We start from the raw sequence: 21,057 nt of genomic DNA, 5'->3' as shown, positions 1-21,057 counted from the left end.
ATACGCGAAACGGGGTTGTTCTATCTTTAAATTTAATTACGCAACAAAGCCCCTTATAGCCCAAACCTAAACCCAATAGAGCGGCTATGGAAAGTAATGAATGAGAAGTCGAGGAACAATGTTTACTTCAAAAGCAAACGGGACTTCAAGGCGGCAATAGGTCAATTTTTTACTGTGACTCTTCCAGAGATCGCAGGCTCTTTGACATCTCGAATTAATGATAAATTCAAGTTCTCAAGCCTGCATCTTCAAGTTGATTGGGTATATAGCCACTATCATTATGTTCAATCGTGTGAATCTGTTCTTGTAGGCGTTGTTGATCAAATCAGCTTGAGGTTCAACGACGCCATATTTGACTAATAGTTAGCTTCTAACAGGCATACCTAGTCCTATGACTTTGTTTATAGCTTTGACATTCGCCCTAATGATCTGCTCCAGTTAGACTGGAGAAGGTATTAAGCGACATATTGTTTTTCAAAGTTAATTGGGCTTAGATACCCAAGAGCCCTGTGCCTTCTTGTTCGATTATAAACAACTTCGATGTATTCAAAGAGTGCTTGAAGCATCTCTTCTCGCATCATTATCGGCTCGTCTTGGACAGCTTCTACTTTCATTGAGTGGAAAAAGCTTTCAAAACAGGCGTTCCAACAATTACCACGACGGCTCATGCTTTGAGTTATACGATATCGACAAACTCTCCGCTTGCCATCTGTCTTGCGTTTTTGACTTTCCATTCACCTTCGCCATCAACCATTGGCCAGTCGCATCAATGGCTAGGTGCTGTATTGCTTTTCTCGTTTTTGGCTTAAATGAGACCTCTACTTTCTTTGCTCTACGATTGAGCCTGGTGTAATGCACAACCAATAGCTTACGGAGAAATGGATCATTTTCATGTCTTAAAAATTGTATCTTCAAGTTGAGTGAGTCGAGTACTAGCGATATTTACCTTGAACCACATAGTTTTCTCGCTTATTGCTCTTCAGATTGCTCCAGAGACGCAACCCAGCGCAGGATCTCTGCGGTGGCTTCAATAAGATCGCCAGGAATGTATTGGTCTAACTGCCCATCAGCATATAACGCACGTGCGAGCGGTACTTTCTGCATCACCGGAACCCCTTCTTCTTTGGCAATCGCAATCATACGCTTTGCCATCGCATCAGTCTCTTTTAGGGTAATCACAGGCAGAGGTGTTTCGCCCTTTTTATAGTACAAACCGATGGCAATGTGTGTTGGGTTTGTAACCAGCACATTCGAGCGTTTAACGTTATCTCTTTGGTTAGAAGTTTGCATTTCTTGGTGCAGTTGACGACGTTGACTTTTTATTTCAGGGCTGCCTTCCATCTCTTTGTATTCACGTTTCACTTCATCTTTGGTCATCTTTAACTGTTTAGTGTGGTCGAACTTTTGGTAAGAAAAATCGGCTGCGGCAATCACAATAAAGCCTACCGCAGAGATAATCATCAATTGTTTGATTAATACGCCAGTGATGATCGGTACACACTCTAACCCACAGGTAGGTATCTGCAGTAACGTGTTTAAGTTACCTTTCAGCGTTATCCAAATAATGCATGAAAGTAACGAAACTTTGAGAATGGACTTAATAAACTCAATGATACTCTTTAACGAAAAAATTCGCTTTGCCCCTTCGACTGGATTGATCTTCTTGATGTCCGGTTTGACAGACTCGCCACTAAATAGAAAGCCGAACTGTCCCATGTTAGCCATGATGGCGACTAAGGTTGCAATCAAGAGGATCGGCGCAAGCAGATAAACCATTTCTTTGGCGATGGCGATAGCTACGTCGAGTAGTGCATCTTGAAAGCCCTGATATGCCAATTTGCTTGGCAGTAAAATTAGGGCAGATATGTGCGACATATAGTAATCGGCGAATGCAAACAACACGACAATCAAAGACAGAATCAATGAAGATGAAATGATTTCCTGACTTTTTGCAACTTGCCCTTTTTGGCGGGCATCCCTGAGTTTTTTTGGGGTGGGGAGTTCAGTTTTTTCTCCGCTCATTATTAGGACCTGTTTATTTATTTTGGTTGAATTTTGTTCGAGATAAAGCGTTTTAATCAGGTGAGAGGCGGACGGCTAATTCCTTTTCGCCGAATCGTTCTAAGTAAATCCCTCTCAACAAAGAGTAAAACGTTTTAGCTGAACTCTTTGGACGGCGTTTGTGGTTTCTTTCCACTGCATTATAGGTTTATCGAATAGAGTTACCACATTTCAAAGCATCTATTTTTGCAAGAACAATCTACAAGTCGCTGCAAAAATAAGTTCGAGAGATAAGCAGACTCTAGCGATTACCAAATAGTGTTTAGCTGCTCTGAGAACAGTGCGATTTCAGAGAAAAGTGCTTGAAAGTGGTTCATCATCAGAGCCAGATACACAATCAATAACACACTGGCGATGGCACTTTTGATCGGCATTGCCAAGAAGAAAACGTTGAGTTGTGGTGCGAATCGGCTGATGAGCGCAAGCCCAAACTCGGCAAGGAACATCGCCAGTACTATAGGCGCAGACATCAAAACTCCAAGCCACATTAATTGCTCAAATTGGTCGTAGAAAAAGCGTGCCCACCCTTCTGTTATGGTTGGAAAAAAACCTATCACAGGCCATGACGAGTAACTGGAAAATAGCGCATAAAGAAAAGTGACAAAGCCACCGCCCGAGAAGAACAAAGTGATCAGAGTTTGAGTCAACAATACCGCCGTTGGCGTCGATTGCGAACCGAGGGTGGGGTTAAACATGCTCGCCATGGCTGCGCCTCGCTGGTTATCCACGAGAAAGCCTGCCGCCTCGATTGCCCAAAAGGGGATCGCCGCAATAAAGCCAATGAGCAGACCCAATAACACCTCTTTCCCCAAGATAACCATTAACCAGATTCCATCCGTTTCTGCAGGTAAATTTTGTTGATTAATTATAGGAAATATAAAAAGTGCAAGAGAACACAAGATTCCATTTCTCACCATGGTGCCACCCAGCATTTGCTTGTTTAAGATCGGCAGGAATATAAAACAAGCCATTAACCTAGGAAGCGTTAAGCTGTACAGGAACAGTGCGTGGTGCAAATCATCGTAACTCATCGTATTTGCGGGATTTTATCTAAGGTCAATGTTGCAAACGAATGCAGCTCGGCGCCCAACCACTGTGCGGTAACAAACAAGGTAATTATGACGGCAATCAGTTTAACGACAAATCCCAACGTTTGTTCTTGAACTTGAGTCAGTGCTTGGATGAGTGAGACTAAGGTGCCAACAAACGCCGCAACCAGAATCGGTGGCAGCGACAAGAATAGAACAAGCGTTAAAGCCTGAGTGGCAAAGTGGATTATTTCGGCCGGATTCATATTTCTCTCCTCACTATCCGTAGCTGAGTACTAAGCCATGAGTTAGCTTGGTCCAACCGTCAAGTAACACAAAAAGCAGTAGTTTGAATGGTAGCGAAATTGTCATCGGCGATACCATCATCATCCCCATTGCCAGTAGGATGTTGGACACGATTAGGTCGACAGCGATGAAGGGCAGATACAACAAGAAACCAATCTCAAATGCCCTAGTTAGTTCACTGACCGTGAAGGCGGGGAGTAACAACAATAAGCTGTCTGACTCTAAGCGGTCGAAGTACTTCTGTGGCCACAAGGTTCTCGCAGCATCGGTAAAAAACACCGTTTCAGTTTCACGGATGTGTTTTTTCAAAAACTCTCGATATGGCTGCAGTCCGCTTTCAATCAGCCCTTCAACACTGTCGGAATCTTCTAGGGATATTTCATGTTGTGTAACGTAGTCGTAGGTTTCAAATCCTACTGGTGCCATAATGAAGATCGACAAAATTATCGCCAATCCGTACAGCGCCATATTGGGTGGTATTTGTTGTACACCCAGTGCGTTTCTCAATAGAGAGAACACCACAGCAAGCTTTACGAAAGAGGTCGCCATCATTGCAATGAAAGGAACCAAAGCAAGTAGGGCGAGCGTGACGATTAGGTTCAGTTCATCAGGTAACTGGATCATGCTGGCTCCTGACTACCGCCAAACAATTCGAGAACGCGAACACCTAAGCGTTCATTGATGCTCACAAGTTCACACTCACCAATAATTCTTCCGTTTGCTCGCATAGTGACCGGGTTTGAAATTGGCTGGTTAAGCTCAAAGGTAAAGCCAGGTTGTAGCGCGTTAAGTTGTTCTAAAGTTATGGTTTGCTGACCAACATCAAAAGTGAGTTCAATTGGCAGTTGCTTGTGGTCGGTAAGTACTTCAGAGCTATTGATATCGTTCATATTGGTTTCTTTATCTAGGATGTGGAGTATGGTTTCGTCGAGTTGGCATCGCCAAAGGTTTTGATTGGATATCTGAAAGAGCACTTGATGTTGTGCGATGTGGCAATCATCGAAAAACACCACATCCCCCAATTCCAGTTGCTCGAATTGGCTGACTGCCAAACGTGTTTTGCCAAAACTCAACCAGAATGGTAGTGCAATATTTTGACTTAGGTAAGATGGTGCTTGTGGCAACGCGCCAAGTAGCACATCTCGACCTTCATGCACCCAGAGGCTAAGAGATGCGTCATCACGGTTGATGGTGAGCATCAATACATTCTCTTGCTGAGTTTGCTGTTCAAGAGGTTGTAACTTGCTTAAGACAGGAAGCTGCCCAAAAAGACGTTTAATCACATCGGTGTATGGTTCAATCTGGCTATTGAGTAACGCCAATTGCAATGAGTTTGGTAGTGATTCAAAAGCCGTTGAGTCAAGCATGTCATGTAACCACAACTGTAATTGCGCACCACAAAAATCTATTTTGATCGTTTGCCCTCCAATGAATAACGCCAAACGATAGCCAGTAAATTGAGGTTTTGGCCCTAGCGTAACCGACAGGCTGTTGCTCAGGCTATCTTGAAAGTGGCATTGTTTCGCACATAGTTGATTGCTTAGCGAGATGCTTGATGCGTCGACTTTAGGGAAATTAAGTATCATCATTCGTCCTCAGGCTTCCATTCATCATAAATACTGCGTTGTTGTCGAGAACGTTGTTGATCTTGTTGTTGGTTCATTTGCTCGCTGATTGAGATTCGAATCGGTTGTTCAATCCCCAAGCGTTGTAAGCGCTCAACCAATTCTTGTTTAGCGTTTGGGTTGATTAGCGAAAGGGCATGCTCTTGTTTAATTAAGACGCTGTAACCAGAACTGTCGTGCTTAATGGAGATCTCACCACCTTTCAATTGACCTTCATTGAGAAACAGTCGGACCTCCTTCTCGTTCGCTGTTGGGAGAGAAACATAGATCTTTTCGACCAACTTACTAATCAGATCGTTCACGTTTCTTGCCGAGCTGCGAGGTGTTTGCGCTTCCATACTCTTTAGGATCACATCACCTTGAGTAGTCGGTTGGTTTATATTCGCCGCCGAGTGCAGTTTGGTGCCCACTTCAGAGGTTGAATGATGTAAATCAATGCGCTTTAAGGGTTTTAGCTTCTCTTCAAATGCGGACAACGTAGCTTTCGCTTCTGTGTTAATCTGCGCGTTACTTAAGGTTACCGCTTCTTTTACTGTCGTATCGGGCTTTAGTCGCTGACCATTCAAGACGTTTTGCACAGAGGTAGCGGCTTTACCATCAAACTGGATTGGCGCTGGTTGAGTATTCAAGCCTTTTGGGAAACCGTCAATAATGTCTTTGGGATCGAGATACAAGCCATCAAGAGATGCGCTTGAATCCGTTGAAACCGTTGAATCCGTTGAATCCGTTGAAACCGTTGAATCCGTTGAATCCGTTGAAACCGTTGAATCCGTTGAAACCGTTGAATCCGTTGAAACCGTTGAAACCGTTGAATCCGTTGAAACCGTTGAAACCGTTGAATCCGTTGAATCAGCTTGGTCTTTGGCACTCTTTTGCTGAAGATTGGCTGGCTGAGTTTTAGGCTTCAGAGCATTGTTAAAGATAGACTCAAGTTCTTCCGAGACGTTAGTCGCGGGACTCTGTCGAACCTTTTTGGGAAATCCTGCTGTGTCTGGGTGATCGTGTTTGACTCGCATTTTTACCTTCTATGAAACAATGGCACTACGAAACTCTTCTTGTTCGAGCTCTTCTTGGTACTGCACTTGACGTATTTGTTCAGCGATTTCTTGTTCGTTTAGCTGAATGAATTTTTCTTTGGTTTTATGAGCGGCGATTGCTTCTTTTTTTCTCTCTTTGAGCCGTTGAGCTTCTTGCTCCAATACTTTTTTGGCTTCAGCGGCTCGCTGCTTTAAATCGGCTTCTCTTTCCCTCAATAGTGCGATTTCTTGTCGCAATATCTCGAGTTCTTTTAGCACCACCATTTTCTGCTTCGCTTTGGTAAATCGTCGCTCTTCTTCTTCTTTTCGCCATTGGTGATAATCGACTACGGACTGCTCAGATTTTCGCCTTATAGAGAGGGCGTTGTTGACTCGGTACTCTTGCTGCTGAACTGCACTGTCAGCTCGCTCGGCACGAATCGTTTTGATCTCTAGTAACTGCTCGATCATAAGCCCGCGAGTCCTTGTAACTGAGTCACGGTTTCGTCGAGCTCACTTGTTTCGTGTGTGCCTTGACGTAAAAACGCTCGGATATCATCACTTTGATCAATGGCCATATCCGCGCGGTTATCAGCACCATGTTGGTATTCGCCAATTTTAATCAGCAGTTCAACTTCTTCATATTTTGCCAGCATTTCACGCATATGAGCTGCCGATGCTTGATGAGTTTTATCCACGATTTGGTTCATTACACGGCTTGCTGAACGAAGCACGTCAATGGCTGGGTAGTGGTTCATTGCGGCCAGTTTCCGAGAAAGAATAATGTGACCATCAAGTATTGATCGGGTCTCGTCGGCAACTGGTTCTGTCATATCGTCACCTTCTACAAGTACGGTGTACAGAGCGGTGATGGAGCCTTTGTCTGATTGGCCAGCACGTTCCATCAGTCTTGGCAATGCAGCAAAAACAGAAGGCGGATAACCTCGTCGTGTTGGTGGTTCACCTGCTGCCAAGCCGATTTCACGTTGAGCTCGGGCAAAGCGAGTGACAGAATCCATAAGCAGTAGGACGCGTTTACCTTGGTCACGGAAGTACTCTGCGATGGAGGTGGCCACAAACGCAGCTTTGGCACGTTCCATTGCAGGTCTATCTGAGGTTGCTACGACTAACACCGCCCTTGTCATGCCTTCTTCACCAAGGTCGTGTTCGATAAATTCTTTAACCTCACGCCCCCTTTCGCCGATAAGGGCGAGAACTGTGACATCAACGTCAGCGGAGCGGATGAACTTGGCGAGTAGGGTACTTTTACCACCACCAGCCGCGGCAAAAATACCCATCCTTTGTCCTTCGCCGCAGGTGAGTAATCCGTCTATCGAACGAACCCCCATGGAGATGGGATTTTCGATCAATTTTCGTTGCATCGGTGGCGGTGCATCTTTGTAAACTGGATACCAAGCACTCGGTTCTTTATTTTGGGTGCCATCAAACGGGCGACCCAGTCCATCCAGTACCTTACCTAACAAGTGGTTGCCAACGCCTACTTCATGCATTTTTCCAAGTGGACTCACTTCGGTGTTGGAGGAAATACCAAGCATGTTTCCAAGTGGAGTAAGTAACGCGTGATGTTGCTGAAAACCAACCACTTCCGCGAGAAGCGACAAGGTTTGATCAGGGTTGCGCAACTCACAAAGTTCCCCAACACGAACACCAGGAACCACGGCTTTGATGATGGTGCCAGTAACTTGAGTAACTCGGCCGCGGATTTGTATCAAACGAGTTTGTTTGATAGCAGATTGTTGCGTTTCGGTGATGTATGAGAAATCGTTCAATTTAGGAAATATGCGTAATAACTGGTAGTGATAGAGTAGAAAGGATGGGGCAGTATTTATAGTGACTATTGGTCGGGAGTTTTTAGAAAACTAAAAATGCCCTAAAAAAACACGTCTGATTTTGACAGCCTATTGCAAATATAACATTTACACTCAAGTCATATTGTACGAAAGGAGTGCAAATGAGTGAGTATTATCAACAATCAAATTGCAACGGGTAACAAGTTTGACACGCCAATTCGAAGCGGTCATGAGTACGTACGTTCTGGGGAGTCAATTGGTGGAAACTATCGAGGCGAGAGCGTCCGAGTACACAATGCTACTCAATCATTATTTGACGCAATGGAGGAGCTGACGTCATTAGGCTCAGAAAAAGCAGAAAAAGATCTAACCAAACGTAAAGTAAAAGATGGTGGTCTTCGGGTTAATGAAGCTCATGAGTTGGTGTCTGAATATTTAAGGAAAGTTCCTGATCTTGAGAAGAACCAAAAGATCAAAGACCTTGCTACCAAGATGGCGGGTGGCAACTTATCAACGATCGCGCAGCTACAAGCTTACCTTAATGGCTTTTCTGAAGAGAAGAGTCACCAGTACCTTGCATTAAAGGCGGTAAAAAAGTTTCTCGGAGCGAACCCAGAAAGTAAGAATCTGTTGGCGCTGATTGACCAAGCCCTTCTGAACTTTGAGCAAAATCCAGATTCTTGGTCTCAGATTGATACCGAGATTCGTGTGTCGAGCTTTGCTGATGAATATAGCAAAGAGCAAGACTTTAGCAGTTTGCACCAACTACGCGGTTTCTATCGTGACACAGTACACAGTTACCAAGGCTTAGGCTCGGCATACAAGGATGTGGTTGAGCGATTTGGTGAAAAAGAGGTGTCCACCGCCGTCGACTTTATGTTGCAAGGTATGAGTGCAGATTTAAGTGTTCAAGGCAGTAATATTGATTCGGTTAAGCTGCAGCTTTTGATGTCAGATATGCAAAAACTTAAGACGCTGAATACCCTTCAAGATCAAGTTAGTAATATCTATCAGATGTTTAAACCTCAGCAGGCAAGCCATGGCTTATCAAGTTACTGATTTAATGTCGGATGTCATCGACTTAGTTGAGCAGCGCTGGGTGGGAAGCGAAGAGATATGGAACTTAGTGAACGCCATGAAGTTGGGGGCCATTGAGCGACAAATTAGTTTTTTACGAGAACTGCACAACTTAGTTCGGCATATTTCCATTGATGTGTTTAACGACGAAGAACAGCGGCAAAACCTAATACAAGCAATACAAAAAGTGCTTGATGAAGCGATTGATTTAGAAGAAGAGGAAATTTGGAACGATGAATTGGATTGATGCGTCAGTGGATGATTTTTGCCGAGGAATGGGGCTTGAAGCCGTAAATTTCTCGTCGGCTGGACGTGTTCAGTTGAGCTTTGAACAAAGCGGCACCTTGTACCTTGAGAAATATCAGGATTGTTTGTTTCTTATGTTGGTAAAAGCGCTGCCATGGCATCAATCTAATGAGTCAATTAAAAAGGCACTGAGCTTTTGTCATTCAGGGCAAGGGTGGCCATTCACTATTAAAACTGGGCTGTTCGATGAACAAGCGTTAGTTTTCTCAGCGCAAATTGAAGGCGATGAAGTTACCTTACCAACCATAGAACAAGCATTCGCGTTGCTAGTTCGTTTGCATAACGACGTGGTGAACTCATGAATCGGATTAGTACATTAAACGTTGGTATTGAAAGTTTTGCTCATATCTCTCTTGAGCAAGTCGAAAGCGACTTTCCACAACGTTTTCAACTGCTACCTGACGGTCAAGCCATCGCGACGCACCTAGAGAAATTGTATGAACTTCGCCCTTCAGAGCAGTACTTGATGCCACTCGCTAAGCCAAAGATTACACATACAGACTTACTTCGCCCAGAAAAATACCGTCAGCAGTTTGATATAACTCTGCAAAGACTTCAAGACTTGGCGAAGAAAAATGGTTCTCATTCGCTAACTCAAGCAGCGGAAACGTTGCAAACTACTCAATTAGATCAACGTTATCTCACCATGGCGTTGAATCTACTGATTCAGGTTTAACTCCCATGTTACAAGCAAAAGATGTGGAGCTATTGCTTATCCACGGGGCTCTCCAAGTTCAATATAAAAAACCTAAACAAGCAATTATGTTACTCGAAGCGCTGTTGGAAATCGAACCTCAGCATAAAGAAGCTCGCCAAACATTAGCGGTAGCATGCCTGGATTTAGGGCGGTACGCTCGTTCAATCGAACTGTGCGAAAGCTTGTTGGAAGCCAACAACTCTAATGAAGCTGGTTTATGGTTTTGTCTTAGCCAAGCCCGCTGGAAACAAGATGATGTTGAGGGCGCGCGCCGCGCTCATCGCTGTTATATAAAATCTCTAAATAGTGAACCAAATGAATAAGTTGATCGATATTATTAACAAGGTTGGGCAGCGTAAAGACATCATGCTTGCCGTGATGCTACTGGCAATCGTCTTTATGATGATCTTGCCTTTACCTACGACATTGGTGGATGTACTTATCGGTACCAACATGAGTATAGCGGTCGTCTTATTGATGATTGCTATCTACATTACATCCCCCCTAGAGTTCTCTGCATTCCCAGCGGTTCTGTTGATCACTACACTATTTCGCTTGTCACTTTCTATCACTACAACACGACTTATCCTGCTGCAAGGTGATGCTGGTCAAATCGTTTCTACCTTTGGTAACTTCGTCGTGGGTGGTAACCTGGTCGTGGGCATCGTAGTTTTCCTGATCATCACAATCGTTCAGTTTATGGTGATTACTAAAGGTTCAGAAAGGGTAGCGGAAGTCAGTGCTCGATTCTCCCTTGATGCGATGCCGGGTAAGCAAATGAGTATAGACGGCGATATGCGCGCCGGGGTAATCGATGTTCATGAGGCGCGTCATCGCCGTTCAGTGATTGAAAAAGAAAGCCAAATGTACGGCTCTATGGACGGGGCGATGAAGTTCGTAAAAGGAGACTCTATTGCTGGTCTGGTGATAATCGTGGTGAATATTCTTGGCGGTGTAACCATAGGTGTGACTCAAAAAGGCATGTCAGCGTCGGAAGCATTGGAGCTATTTGCTGTTTTGACCGTAGGTGATGGCCTGGTATCGCAAATTCCGGCTCTCTTTATCGCGATTACTGCCGGTATTATTGTGACGCGCGTTTCGAATGAAGAGTCCTCTGACCTAGGCTCAGATATCGGAGCACAGGTTACAGCACAACCAAGAGCTTTGTTGATTGGCGGTGTGTTGCTAGTGTTGTTTGCGCTTATTCCCGGTTTCCCGAAGGTTACCTTCTTTGTTCTTGCTATTGTAGTCGGTGGTGGCGGCTTTTTCTTACTCCATAACAAAAAACAACAAAGTAAATTAAGCAGTGCCGACTTACCAAGTTTTGTTGCCCAAGGCGCGGGCTCGCCAGCCGCCAAATCGAACAAAGCGGCACCTCAGCGCAACAGCAAAGGAAAACTAGGTGAACAAGAAGAGTTCGCTATGACGGTACCGCTGCTAATCGATTTGGATGCTCGCTTACAAGAGAGCTTAGAAGCCGTCGCTTTGAATGATGAGCTCGCACGAGTAAGACGAGCGTTGTACCTAGATCTCGGCGTGCCGTTCCCGGGGATTCACTTACGATTTAACGAAGGGATGAGCAACGGTGAATACTTGATTCAATTGCAAGAAGTGCCAGTTGCCCGCGGTCGGATTCAAAGCTTAAAACTGCTGGTGACAGAAGATAATGAGCAGATCGATTTGCTTGGTATACCTTACGAGAAAGATGACGATTTTCTACCGGGAATTTCGAGTATTTGGGTAGACCACAGTCATAAAGTAAAACTAGAAAACAGCCAAGTGGGCTTTTTAACTCCCGACCGTATTTTGACTTACCACCTATCTCATGTGCTAAAAGAGTACGCCCAAGATTTTATCGGTATCCAAGAGACTCGTTATTTGCTAGAGCAAATGGAAGGCAGTTATTCCGAATTAGTAAAAGAGACACAGCGTATTGTGCCTTTGCAAAAAATGACGGAAATCCTACAACGCCTTGTCTCTGAGGATATTTCTATTCGTAACTTACGAGTGATCTTAGAAGCAATGGTGGAGTGGGGACAAAAAGAAAAAGACGTGGTTCAGTTGACTGAATACATCCGTTCAAGTTTGAAACGCTATATTTGTTACAAGTACGCCAGCGGTCAAAATATGTTGCCAGCATACCTGTTAGATCAGAGCTTGGAAGATATGCTCCGTAACGGTATTCGTCAGACTTCGTCGGGCAGTTACTTAGCGCTTGACCCTTCCGTTACTCAACAGTTTGTCAGCGACGTTAAGCAAGCAGTTGGTGATTTGAGCCGTATGCCAAATAAACCAGTGTTAGTGGTGTCAATGGACGTACGCCGTTACGTGCGAAAATTGATTGAATCTGAATACTACGATCTGCCAGTGCTGTCTTTTCAAGAACTAACGCAACAAATTAATATTCAACCTTTAGGCAGGGTGGGAATGTAATGGCATGTGTACTCAGTCAGTCTTTAGTGACGTCAGGAATCAAAGTGAGGCCTTATTTCTGGCAGAAAAGCACGATCTTACTTGGCCATCGCTACGAATACGACGGTATGGAGCTCGTGTTCCGAGTAGACGATGGTGAAATTATCATCGTTTTGTTGCGAAGAATTACTCCAAACCAAGGTTTGAGCAATCCTTTCTCTGCACTGTTTTTACTCGCAGAACATGCTATCCGATTGTACCCACTCAACTGGATCATTCGTGGCAACGTTGACGTATTGCGTGGTAGCAATATGAGTAACCAAAGATTAGCGCAATTCTATTTGGGAGCCTGTGGTGCGAGTCACGATGAACAAGATGATTGGTACTACTTGCGCCTGAGTGACTACCGCCCACTTAAAAAGAGAAAGAAAGTAAAAACTCTCGACTGTTACTGACAGCATCTAATAGATGCTTCGCTTTAATATAGGTATCAAGATGAAGCAACCCTTTACCGAAACCATTGAAAAATCAGAACTTGCTATCCTTACTGCAGATGACAGAGCTGAAGTGTTCAATGAACTACTTGAAGGATTAGGTGTTGGTCCAGTAGCAGGAAATATTCTGCTTGATGGGTTAAACGCCGATCCCAAACTGATGAAACAAGCAGAACATGAATTGCTCGAGGAAGTACAACGCCGCAGACAACAACAACATCCGCTCCACGGCACTAATGCCGAAGGCTCTAGGCGCAAGCGGCCTGTGTTACTTCGTGGCATAGTAATTTAAAGGTTTTTAAATGACGGATATAAACAGAAGAAACCCAGTAGGTGGGGTAGGACCTCGACCAGAGCCGCAGACCTCATTTCAGGATCGTTTGGCTGATAAATTGGCTAATATTTTAGGGGAGCCAAATGCGGCTAAGTTGAAGGCGTTGATTAGTCAATTGCCTAAGGTGTTAGGGCGTAGTGAACAAGATAGCCTTGATCTTTATGCCAATTCATTGAGGAAACTACTAGAAAAACAAGCAGCATTTACTGGCACTGCTGCAGTTGATACTGCTGCTCATTGGATGAAATCGTTGCAAAATCAAGCGGTGAATGGTCAGATTTCACCTCAAGACTTGGTAAACGGAGTCAACAAAACACTTACTTACCAATTCCGAACTTGGTTCGAAAAGCAGTTAAGTGACAAGGTAGACAATTCGCTCCCTACAGACTTTATCAATCAGTTCCGATTAGGAAGCCAGAGTACCCAAGAAGAACAAATAGCTAACTTAGATGCCGATGCACTTAAACAAGCTACTGCGAAGATCAGTGTGTTTATAAATTCACTTTCTCAGCAAATGAGCTCTAGTAAGGTTCGTGAGAACGCTATTTCTTTTTTGCGTAATGCATTTCGCAATCTAGGTTCGGTAGACATCAACGAGCTAAATAACTCGGATTATTTATTAACGAAAGAAAGCTTCAAAGCAGCAGTTTTAGCACAGCTTACTAGATCTTTAAATAATGCAGGTCTTACGCTAAGTGGCAGTGATGCACAACTTTTGGCAAATAAAATCACTTGGCTTCCAGGTATGTCTAAGCAGGAGCTTAGAGGAGGGCTGAACGATCTGGTGAACCAAGTAAAAGGTCAATACGCAAATGCTTATGGAGCTGGTTCGGTTAGTAAGCTGCAAATAGTACTTGATGCGGCAATTGCAAAGCTAAGGAGCTCATCTACGGATATAACGCTCTCTAGCTTATTCTCGAATATGGCTGTGAGTCTTATAAACACTCAAGTCGATGCCTTTTATAGCAGTCTTCACGAAGTGCAGAAGTTCCAAACTCCACAACAACAGGTTGACCAAATAAAACAGCATACAGCACGAGATATAAGATTTCAGTTTGAAAAAATGATGTTGAGGAAAGATGTTGGTATCGACTTTGCCACTCGTCATAAAAAAATGATGAGTAACCTAGCCGCTCTGAAAGCTCGTTTAAGTAAAATCACAGAAGATGAAAAGAAAATAACGGTAGGGACTGACGGTCAAAGGAAAGCAGATGTTAAAGCTGAGCACTCGTTAACCTCTCGTGATTTGTTATCTGTGATTGATTCGACTATTGGCGATCGTTTTGATGAGCGCGTGCTGTTTTCTTTAAATGAGCGTCGAGTGAACCGTCTTGAAAAGCGTAACGAGAAGAAAGAGGAACTCCAAGAGCTTACGACTAAACTAAAAATATTTGGTCAAGTCCAGACTACCATCAGTACAAAGTTATCGGAGATAATTAACTCAAGTACTGGTGGTGGGCATTATTATCCAGACAGGCAGCATTTTACTTATAAACATTTCGGATATGAGACTCAACAAAAGTTTGAAAAAGGTAAGGAGTTTAAGTATTTAGAAAAACATATAACTCCAAGGGTTGGTTCTGATGGAGTTAAATACTTTACTCACAAACAATTTTTAGAGCATGCAGGAGTGACTGTTAGTCGCGATGTATATTATAACAATACAGATAACAAATACCTTAGTAATTTTTCTAGCTCGGTTTCAAGTAAGTCGAAGCCAATTAACGATTCTGTACAGTTAAAAACTACTGCGTTAAGCGACATCAGTTCCCAATACAACGCAACTGTTGAAGCTATGAACAAATTTGTTCAAAAGTACCACAATATTTTGCAAGCAATCCTACGAGCGATTTAAGGATAAATAACCATGACTACACAAAACCCGGTAACTGACCCATCTCAAATGCAAGCAGAGGAACTCCTTTCGTTTCTTGAGGAAGGTGGAACGTTAAAAATGCTGCACGATGTATCAGCAGATACCATTGAGCACATTTACGCTGTTGGATTCAATTTTTTCCAATCAGGAAAAATAGAGCAAGCCGGTAAGATATTCCAACTGCTTAGCATGCTTGACCACTACCAAGCACGATTTTTTATTGGTTTAGGAGCTGCTCGTCAAGAACTGGGTGAGTACCTGCAGGCGATTGACGCCTACAGTTATGCAGCGCTTGTAGATATTAATGACCCACGCCCACCTTTCCACTCTGCAGAGTGTTACCTAAAACTTGAGCAATTAACAGAGGCAGAGAGTGGGTTTTACAGCGCGAAGGGGATGTCTGCCGGAAAACCAGAGTATGCAGATTTGCATCAACGCGCAGGCATCATGTTAGAAGCGGTGAAAAACAAAAGGAGTAACTAGAATATGAATTCTATCGCACTAGACCGCACTCAGAGTCAGGCATACTTACCGGATTCTGGTCAAACAATGTTAGATAAGGTTACTAAGACTGCATCTCACGTGTCAGCTTCAGTAACGGTTGAAAACGTAAAAGGTAAAAAATCTGAAGTACCGAACACTGGTAAAGTTAAAGTTCAGCTTGATGCACCGAACGCTGCAGTTAGCGATAAGGTCAATGAATTAACGCTGAAAGCCATGAATCAACTACAAAAAATCGTTGATTCGATTGCCAAGGTTTTACATGCGGTCGCCGACAACACGGGCTCACTAGCAGTGAAAATCCTGGCAGGGTCAGCCGATGACTTTGAGGTAGAGCTAGCTGCTATCACAGACAAACTGAAGAGCGTACAAAACAAGCTTAAGATCCAAGAAGTAAAAGTAGCGAAAGCGAAACACGAACAAGAAATAAAGGATAACGAACAAAAACTCAAAGAGTCTGAAGCTGCGGCTAAAGAAGCGAAAAAATCGGGTCTGGTTTCCAAGATATTTGGGTGGGTCAGTGCCGCAGTTTCGATTATAGTGGGCGCTGTAATGGTGGCAACTGGTGTTGGAGCAGCAGCTGGTGCACTAATGATTGCCGGTGGTGTATTGGGTGTAGTCAGTATGGCTATGCAAGAACCAGCTGTTCAAAATGCAATGAAAGAAGCTGGCATTAATGTCGATGCTCTCAGCAAAGTTATGATGGCTTTAGAGATTGCGGTTGCGGTTATTGGGGCTGTTGTGACGTTTGGCGGCGCGGCTGCGGGCGGTATTGCTAAATTGGCGGGGAAAAGTGCCAGTAAAGTAGCACAAAAAATCACTGATATTGCGACTAAAGCGGCAGCTAATATGGCAAAAGTTGCAGATATGGGTTCTAAAGCAGCCACGACGACAGCTAAAGGTATTCGATTTGCTGCAGAGTCATTAGATCTTCTTTCTAATGTTGGTAAAGGCTCTGCCGATAGTGTTCATTCCAATAATAAAGCTAAAGTGACAGAAATTAATGCGGATCTTACTCAGCAGAAAGCGGAGAAGGTGCTGACTCAATCGGTTATTGATAAGCTTAAAAAAGAAATCGCTAAGATGATGGAAGGTTTCCAAGAGTTGATGAATGTCATCATGCAGATGATTCAGGCGAAAAGCGAAACGATGGAAACGGTAATGAATCGTCCAGCGACGGTTTAAGGAGAATTTATGTTAGATAAAATTGGTAAGACTGGGAATGCAGATCTATACGGTTTGGGTGAGATAGATAAAACGACTAAGGTTGAAAAAGCCCCCGAGACAAAAACCGAAGCAGCGGTTCGTGGTAACGATGAGACGGCGGTGTCAGGTGCTAAACATTATCTTTTGGAAGGACCTAAAGCGCCGAAAAGTGGAGAACAAGCTCGCGTGGTTGAAAAGCTGATGACCGCTTTGGCACCAACAGCAAATCTGCTTATGAAAACCCTAGAAAAAGCACTTCATGGTCAATCTGGAACTCAATCATCGTCAAATACGGTTTCGGAATCTCTTGCTTTGATGACCTTACTGTACCAAGTTTCGAAGTTAAGCCGAGAACAACAAACACTTGAACGTGAAATCGCGGTTGAAGCGAATGTAGCGAGCCTTAAGAGTCAAGCACAAGAGCTAAATAAATCTGCTAAAGCGATGATCGCAATGGCTGTAGTTTCAGGAGTTCTAGCCGGTGTAACGGCAATTTTGGGCGGAATAGGTTCTGCTAAAGCTGGTAAACAAATTAAAGCGGAAGCATCGACTAATACATTACTGAAAACACAAAAAGCTGGTGTAGATAAGGCTAATGATTTGTTGAACAATGGTGGGTTATCGAAAACTCAACAGCAACAGTTAAAGCGTGTTCAGGATGTCGGGCAAGACCGTCTTGGTAATTTGACTGATAAATTGACAAAAGGGGGGCGAAAGTTTGACAAAGCTACCACCTCTAATCAAGCGCGAAATTCGATTCTTCAGTCTCTTAGTCAGATGGCAAACTCAGCATCAAATGTAGAGCAAACTAAAGCTCAGGCTCGCGGTAAAGAAGATGAAGTTCTAGCGACACGTGCACAAGCATTGAAACAGAAAGCTGACGAAAATATTGGTTTTCAAGATAGTATGCTTAAAGAGCTGCGGGATCTGTTTCGCTCAATTGCTGATAGCCAAAACCAAGCATGGCGAGCATCTGCTCCTACCGTTTAAAACCACTGCGGATTAGAGTCCCCTTCTTCTAAAGTAGGTTGGCAATTTTTAGTAAGTCAGTAATGCAAGTTACTGGCTTTTTTCATGCATTTTATTTGGCAAATTCACACCTAGACTGAAATGCCGCCTAATTTCGTTAGACGTATGTATCAACTCTTCAATAAGCGTTTTAACTCGTTAAGATTTTTGTCCTGAGTCAGCAAGAACTCTTCCTTGAGGAGATCATTGACACGCTTATCTACGCTTTGTTGCGATTATCAACCCAATAATAAAACCCACTCCTAGCATAAGTTCATAGCCATTTTACTTTAGATTTTCCGCGATGTATGGAATCCACTCATTCTCGGCGTTGTTGATCAAATCAGTTTGAGGTTCAACGACGCCAAAAACTTTGAGACCAGTCGAGTCAATCGCTATATGGCGAATAGCTCCTTTGGATTTATTGCGATATTTGACCTGAACTGTCTTCGAACGGTTGTTGATACAGGTGTAGTCAGGGGACGTCAGTGGAACATCCAATAGCTCAAAGATAGAATCAATAAAGCCTTGAAGAGCACGTAATGGCGGATAGAAGATCCCCTTAATCATCAAGGCAGTTTCAATCGCGGTATCAGAATACTGGAAACCTCTACCACGCTTGCACAGAGCCTTATTGTATTCCGCCCAGTTAGTTATCTTCTTTTCCGCTTTACCCATGTCACCACCGTTCTAACTACCATAAAGGATCAGATCACAAGACTTGGAAAAGGTTCAACTGATTTAAGCAACAATGCATTCATTCTCTGTTACTAGGAGGACGATGAGCTTAAGAAATTACAATGCACAGGTGGGTGAAACTTATGCGATGAGCAAAGCGTTGAACAAGCTTACTGGGTTATAAAACTTGTCGTATTGACTAAGAAGCACACGAAACGGTGCGACTCTGTCTCTAAACTAAATTAAGCATCAAAGCCTCTTAAAGTTCATTGAGTATAAAAACTTCCGCCCGTATTTAATATCTTGCCATTCCCTCATCTTTATAATTCTTCTCACTACGAATAAGAACCCTCAGAAAAATACACAGAAGGAACACAATGGATATTTATCAGGAAAGTATCAGTTTTTTAGGTAACGGCGTGGATTTTGATGAAAACGGATTATTTCAATGTGAGTTATCATCGGATACGAATAATCATGATGAAGCACTTTTCTTAACCGTATTTAAGAACGAAACCACCATTAGCTTACACATGTCTCTCACCAGCCCTGTGGAGTTGCCAACCCCTCTTCCAGAAACGATTGCTATCGCGATTGGTGAACATGCTCTGGAACCTTTCCGTGGTGGTTTCGGTATCGGTCTAATGCCCGATAGCCGAAGGTTAACGAGCTACAAGGTTATTTTTCTCTCAAACAAACCTCAAGATTATGTGCAGAACACTTTTCAGCAACTGTTAGAAAGAATGGAGCAATGGCACCATTTTATTGAACAAGCGGATAACGCAGAGCCAATCCCAGAAACACTTCCTGCTGGGATCTTTGTTTAAGTTCCCTTATTTAAAATACGAGTTTAATGTATGTCTACAATTCAAATTAATAGCCAGCATCGAGGTAATTTAGACCTCGCAGATATTCAAAATATTAAAAGTAGCGCCAAAGAAGGCGATACCGTTAAATTTGGTTCTGTATTTGGTAAAGAGTACAGCGTAACTAAAAATAGCGATGGTGACGTTACTCTAAAACAAAAAGAAAACCGAAGCTTTTTTAATCGTTTCTTTAGTAAAGCTGATTCTTCAAAAAACGGTGATTTAAAGCTGAATCAGATGAATCAACAACTGCATAAAAAAGAAGGCAGCGGCAACGTTAAGGTCTTAACTTTGACCTATAACCAAGCAAACCAAAAGATGCCGGAAGACACAAAGAACTACTTCCAGAACCTGATTCAAAAAGGTGACTATGATGTGGTTTTGTTTGCGGAACAAGAGTCTAAATTGCTTGCTAACGATCTTGAACTTGATGGTATGAACCTTCTGAGTCAAAACAAAATGAAAGTTATGACGAAAGGTCTTGGTGAAGGTGTTAGCTACACTTCAATGTCCGTTTTTGCAAAAGACGGCGTCGATATTAACGTCAAAAAAGAGTCTGAATACCGTCATGGTATCGGTGGTCGAAACATGGAATTCTTCATGGGTATCACTGGTAATAAAGGTGGCGTAAAAACGGCTCTAGAGATCAATGGTCAAGCTCTAAACGTCATTTCTGCACACTTGGATTCTAACAAAGAAGTCAAACGTGAATTCGAAGGTAACAAGTTGATGGAAGGGAGCAAACCGCATGAAGAGGTTCTGATCACTGGTGATCTGAATGAGCGTGAAAAACGCACCGCTCAAGGTTCTGATGTGATGTACGATCCAGTCGCACATGATGATACGCATTTAGCCAAGCATGGCTTTAAGTTCAATCCTCTTAATAGTCACACTTACATGCAGCTTGATAAGCACACTGGTAATATTAAACAAAAAGAAGGTCGTGACCGACCTGACTTCGGTGAGCTCGATAATACTGGCTTAACAAATAAAACAGGCAACTTACAAAACCATGAAACCAGTGTTATCACTGAAGGGTTTGATAATGTCAGCGACCACAAGCCAGTACAGTCTACATTTGAAGTAAGAGGCTCCTCTCAAAAGCTGATTGAAAACGCACAAACACATACAGCAGAAGACTTCAAAAATGAAGCAGCGTACTTAAATCCTGGTACTGATCCGGCAAAAGCGACGTTTGATGATGTGACCTCAGCGAATCAAGCTCGCCTTGGTCTAGAAAACTTGAGTAGCGATGAACAAGCGTTTGTAAAAGAGAACTTCACTAGCTTTATCATCGGCAAAGATGCCATCTTTAGCCAGCTAACAAATGGCTTTATGGAAGAGATGCGTCAGCTTCACACTGCTAACCTGACCACCGGTCAACTACAGACTCAACAAATTGAATTGACCGAGAAATACGAACAGCTTAACCGCAAAGTAAACGCTCAGTTTAACCAGCAGTTCATTGCCAACCTTTAAGATAGACTCACCAGAATACCTATTTGTGAATCTATCTAGATGAATAGGAATGATGAATACAAAAGGTGATCGTAAGATTGCCTTTTCGTTCGATAGTAATCAACCTATATATACTCAAAAAGCGTTTGACGCATTTCGTTTCTTGTCATGATCTGCTCGCCTTGGCTCGCTTCAATTTTCGCTGGATAGAAGAAGTTTAAACTCAAGAATTTGTCGATATAAAGGGGCTTTGTTGCGTAATTAAATTTAAAGATAGAACAACCCCGTTTCGCGTAT

Annotated in this window: 22 protein-coding genes and 3 pseudogenes; 15 read left to right on the top strand and 10 right to left on the bottom strand. The window is 43.2% G+C overall.

Going from position 1 to position 21,057, the window contains the following annotated elements; translation table 11 throughout:
• Positions 1–51: 51 nt before the first annotated feature.
• Positions 52–257 (top strand): annotated as a pseudogene (locus AB6E08_RS18630) (transposase); the annotation flags it as partial.
• A 198-nt stretch (positions 258–455) separates the two neighbouring features.
• Here the strand turns inward: AB6E08_RS18630 and AB6E08_RS18625 are convergent.
• The 9 genes and pseudogenes from AB6E08_RS18625 to sctN all read right to left on the bottom strand — a co-directional run.
• Positions 456–855 (bottom strand): annotated as a pseudogene (locus tag AB6E08_RS18625) (IS3 family transposase); the annotation flags it as partial.
• A 114-nt stretch (positions 856–969) separates the two neighbouring features.
• A complete protein-coding gene (gene sctU, locus AB6E08_RS18620; protein ID WP_017096437.1) occupies positions 970–2,022 on the bottom strand; it encodes a type III secretion system export apparatus subunit SctU in 1,053 nt (350 codons plus the stop codon).
• Between the two features lie 287 nt (positions 2,023–2,309).
• A complete protein-coding gene (gene sctT / locus AB6E08_RS18615) occupies positions 2,310–3,092 on the bottom strand; it encodes a type III secretion system export apparatus subunit SctT (protein ID WP_029222875.1) in 783 nt (260 codons plus the stop codon).
• Complete coding sequence (sctS, locus tag AB6E08_RS18610; protein ID WP_017096439.1) at positions 3,089–3,355, bottom strand: type III secretion system export apparatus subunit SctS; 267 nt, start codon at positions 3,353–3,355, stop codon at positions 3,089–3,091. Before sctS ends, sctT begins: the two co-directional genes overlap by 4 nt.
• Before the next feature lie 13 nt (positions 3,356–3,368).
• Entirely contained in the window at positions 3,369–4,019 is a 651-nt protein-coding gene (gene vscR / locus AB6E08_RS18605) for a SctR family type III secretion system export apparatus subunit VscR (protein ID WP_017096440.1), read from the bottom strand.
• Positions 4,016–4,981 (bottom strand): type III secretion system cytoplasmic ring protein SctQ, encoded by a 966-nt coding sequence (gene sctQ / locus AB6E08_RS18600; protein WP_029223742.1) that lies wholly within the window; start codon positions 4,979–4,981, stop codon positions 4,016–4,018. The genes vscR and sctQ overlap by 4 nt, the downstream gene beginning before the upstream one ends.
• Complete coding sequence (locus tag AB6E08_RS18595) at positions 4,981–6,036, bottom strand: type III secretion system needle length determinant (RefSeq protein WP_372160161.1); 1,056 nt, start codon at positions 6,034–6,036, stop codon at positions 4,981–4,983. The genes sctQ and AB6E08_RS18595 overlap by 1 nt, the downstream gene beginning before the upstream one ends.
• 9 nt (positions 6,037–6,045) lie before the next feature.
• Positions 6,046–6,507, bottom strand: a complete 462-nt coding sequence (sctO, locus tag AB6E08_RS18590) for a type III secretion system stalk subunit SctO (RefSeq protein ID WP_017096443.1) — start codon at positions 6,505–6,507, stop codon at positions 6,046–6,048.
• A complete protein-coding gene (gene sctN, locus AB6E08_RS18585) occupies positions 6,504–7,826 on the bottom strand; it encodes a type III secretion system ATPase SctN (protein ID WP_017100265.1) in 1,323 nt (440 codons plus the stop codon). Before sctN ends, sctO begins: the two co-directional genes overlap by 4 nt.
• A gap of 186 nt (positions 7,827–8,012) precedes the next feature.
• On the opposite strand from sctN, the gene sctW reads away from it, so the two are divergent.
• From sctW to vopD, 12 genes are read left to right on the top strand one after another with little or no spacing between them, the layout of a single operon-like run.
• Positions 8,013–8,906 (top strand): type III secretion system gatekeeper subunit SctW, encoded by an 894-nt coding sequence (gene sctW / locus AB6E08_RS18580; protein WP_017096445.1) that lies wholly within the window; start codon positions 8,013–8,015, stop codon positions 8,904–8,906.
• On the top strand, positions 8,887–9,171 hold the full coding sequence (locus AB6E08_RS18575) for a TyeA family type III secretion system gatekeeper subunit (RefSeq protein ID WP_017096446.1): 285 nt from the start codon (positions 8,887–8,889) through the stop codon (positions 9,169–9,171). Before sctW ends, AB6E08_RS18575 begins: the two co-directional genes overlap by 20 nt.
• A complete protein-coding gene (gene sycN, locus AB6E08_RS18570; RefSeq protein ID WP_017096447.1) occupies positions 9,158–9,532 on the top strand; it encodes a type III secretion chaperone SycN in 375 nt (124 codons plus the stop codon). The genes AB6E08_RS18575 and sycN overlap by 14 nt, the downstream gene beginning before the upstream one ends.
• Positions 9,529–9,906 (top strand): type III secretion system protein VscX, encoded by a 378-nt coding sequence (vscX, locus tag AB6E08_RS18565; protein ID WP_372066088.1) that lies wholly within the window; start codon positions 9,529–9,531, stop codon positions 9,904–9,906. Before sycN ends, vscX begins: the two co-directional genes overlap by 4 nt.
• Positions 9,907–9,911: 5 nt before the next feature.
• On the top strand, positions 9,912–10,250 hold the full coding sequence (gene vscY / locus AB6E08_RS18560) for a type III secretion system chaperone VscY (protein WP_017096449.1): 339 nt from the start codon (positions 9,912–9,914) through the stop codon (positions 10,248–10,250).
• Positions 10,234–12,360, top strand: coding sequence for a type III secretion system export apparatus subunit SctV (gene sctV / locus AB6E08_RS18555; protein WP_102249940.1), 2,127 nt, complete (start codon positions 10,234–10,236; stop codon positions 12,358–12,360). The genes vscY and sctV overlap by 17 nt, the downstream gene beginning before the upstream one ends.
• Entirely contained in the window at positions 12,360–12,794 is a 435-nt protein-coding gene (locus AB6E08_RS18550; RefSeq protein WP_017096451.1) for an LcrR family type III secretion system chaperone, read from the top strand. The genes sctV and AB6E08_RS18550 overlap by 1 nt, the downstream gene beginning before the upstream one ends.
• A 40-nt stretch (positions 12,795–12,834) precedes the next feature.
• Complete coding sequence (locus tag AB6E08_RS18545) at positions 12,835–13,125, top strand: LcrG family type III secretion system chaperone (protein WP_017096452.1); 291 nt, start codon at positions 12,835–12,837, stop codon at positions 13,123–13,125.
• Between the two features lie 10 nt (positions 13,126–13,135).
• Positions 13,136–15,022, top strand: a complete 1,887-nt coding sequence (locus AB6E08_RS18540) for a virulence-associated V antigen (protein ID WP_017096453.1) — start codon at positions 13,136–13,138, stop codon at positions 15,020–15,022.
• Positions 15,023–15,034: 12 nt separating this feature from the next.
• On the top strand, positions 15,035–15,526 hold the full coding sequence (locus AB6E08_RS18535; RefSeq protein WP_017096454.1) for a SycD/LcrH family type III secretion system chaperone: 492 nt from the start codon (positions 15,035–15,037) through the stop codon (positions 15,524–15,526).
• A gap of 3 nt (positions 15,527–15,529) precedes the next feature.
• Positions 15,530–16,729 (top strand): type III secretion system translocon subunit SctE, encoded by a 1,200-nt coding sequence (sctE, locus tag AB6E08_RS18530; RefSeq protein WP_017096455.1) that lies wholly within the window; start codon positions 15,530–15,532, stop codon positions 16,727–16,729.
• 9 nt (positions 16,730–16,738) lie between these two features.
• A complete protein-coding gene (vopD, locus tag AB6E08_RS18525; protein WP_069591733.1) occupies positions 16,739–17,740 on the top strand; it encodes a type III secretion system translocon subunit VopD in 1,002 nt (333 codons plus the stop codon).
• A gap of 381 nt (positions 17,741–18,121) precedes the next feature.
• Here vopD and AB6E08_RS18520 read toward each other — a convergent pair.
• Positions 18,122–18,436 (bottom strand): annotated as a pseudogene (locus AB6E08_RS18520) (transposase); the annotation flags it as partial.
• Positions 18,437–18,813: 377 nt separating this feature from the next.
• Between AB6E08_RS18520 and ati1 the strand changes: the two are divergent.
• Together ati1 and AB6E08_RS18510 are read left to right on the top strand one after the other, a co-directional pair.
• The gene (ati1, locus tag AB6E08_RS18515; RefSeq protein WP_017100160.1) at positions 18,814–19,263 is read left to right on the top strand and encodes an Ati1 family type III secretion system chaperone; all 450 of its coding nucleotides are present in this window, start codon (positions 18,814–18,816) and stop codon (positions 19,261–19,263) included.
• 30 nt (positions 19,264–19,293) lie between these two features.
• Positions 19,294–20,781 carry a VPA0450 family T3SS effector inositol phosphatase gene (locus tag AB6E08_RS18510; protein ID WP_017096459.1) on the top strand — a complete coding sequence of 496 codons (1,488 nt, stop codon included), beginning with the start codon at positions 19,294–19,296 and terminating at the stop codon, positions 20,779–20,781.
• Positions 20,782–21,057: the final 276 nt, after the last annotated feature.

This window comes from Vibrio sp. 10N.247.310.24 (assembly GCF_041467175.1).
Lineage (GTDB): Bacteria > Pseudomonadota > Gammaproteobacteria > Enterobacterales > Vibrionaceae > Vibrio > Vibrio tasmaniensis_A.
The sequence above is the reverse complement of the archived record's forward strand: the minus strand, read 5'-3'. Positions and strand labels throughout refer to the sequence as shown.